The organism is Oleiphilus sp. HI0066 (genome assembly GCF_001635725.1).
In genome coordinates this window covers 1-1,346 of record NZ_LWFH01001537.1, presented here as the reverse complement: position 1 = coordinate 1,346, position 1,346 = coordinate 1, and the positions used below count along the sequence as shown (strand labels likewise).

The window sequence follows — 1,346 nt, the reverse complement described above, 5'->3', positions numbered from 1 at the left end:
CATCTCTGGAAAAACTGTTGAACGACGAGACCAAGTTTTAATTGGCTTCTTGTCGCCCTTCTCCAGAGCCGTTTCTACTTTCTTTAATAAATGAAGGTCAATAAATGGACCTTTTTTCAAAGAACGTGGCACAGCGTAATCCTCTTCTTAATTACTTAGCCGACCGACGACGTACAATCATCTTGTCAGTGCGTTTGTTCTTGCGAGTCTTATGACCTTTAGTAGGCACACCCCAAGGAGTAACAGGGTGACGACCACCAGAGGTTCGCCCTTCACCACCACCATGTGGGTGGTCAACTGGGTTCATAACAACACCACGCACTGTTGGTCGAATACCGCGCCAACGTGATGCACCCGCTTTACCTAATTGACGTAGGCTATGCTCGCTATTAGAAACCTCACCCAAAGTCGCACGACATTCAGCAAGCACTTTACGCATCTCACCAGAACGCAAACGAAGAGTTGCATATGCACCTTCTCGCGCTACTAGTTGTGCAGAAGTACCAGCACTACGTGCGATCTGAGCGCCTTTACCAGGCTTCATCTCGATGCAGTGAATAACACTACCTACTGGGATATTTCGCATTGGCAATGTGCTACCAACCTTGATTGGCGCATCTTCACCAGAGCGAACTTCATCACCTGCCTTAAGACCTTTAGGAGCGATAATGTAACGACGCTCACCATCAGCATACTTAAGCAATGCAATGTGCGCAGAACGATTTGGATCATATTCCAAACGCTCTACAGTCGCAGGAATACCATCTTTCCCACGCTTGAAGTCGATCAAACGGTAGTGCTGCTTGTGACCACCACCCTTATGACGAGTTGTAATGCGACCGTTATTGTTACGACCGCCGCTCTTAGACTTTTTCTCTACCAATGGCGCGTAAGGACGGCCTTTATGTAGGTCAGGGTTTACAACCTTAACTACGTGACGGCGACCGGCAGAAGTCGGTTTGGCTTTAACGACTGGCATAACTATCTCCTACCTTATTCAACATCCATAAAGTCGATGTCTTGACCTTCAGCCAAACGAACATACGCTTTACGAATATCTTTACGCTTACCAAGACCGTTACGCGTAAGCTTGGTCTTGCCCTTGATATTTACAGTTTGAACTGACTTAACATCTACGTTAAACAACGCTTCAACTGCTTTCTTGATTTCTGGCTTGCTCGCATCTGGAGCAACCTTGAAACAAACTTGATCGTTTTCTGTAGCCATTGACGTTTTTTCAGAAACGTGAGGGCCTAGAAGCACTTTATAGATACGTTCTTGGTTCATCCCAACATCTCCTCAATCTTTTTCAAAGCAGCTACAGTAACAACTACTTTATCGTGGCC

Annotated in this window: 3 protein-coding genes; all 3 read right to left on the bottom strand. The window is 46.1% G+C overall.

The window, feature by feature from the left end:
* On the bottom strand, positions 1–132 hold a 132-nt coding region (locus A3738_RS29560), incomplete at its 3' end, for a ribosomal protein S19 family protein (protein ID WP_197473997.1).
* 19 nt (positions 133–151) lie between these two features.
* Positions 152–979, bottom strand: coding sequence for a 50S ribosomal protein L2 (gene rplB / locus A3738_RS23925; protein ID WP_068475205.1), 828 nt, complete (start codon positions 977–979; stop codon positions 152–154).
* Positions 980–993: 14 nt separating this feature from the next.
* Positions 994–1,287, bottom strand: a complete 294-nt coding sequence (gene rplW / locus A3738_RS23920) for a 50S ribosomal protein L23 (protein ID WP_068475202.1) — start codon at positions 1,285–1,287, stop codon at positions 994–996.
* Positions 1,288–1,346 lie beyond the last annotated feature (59 nt).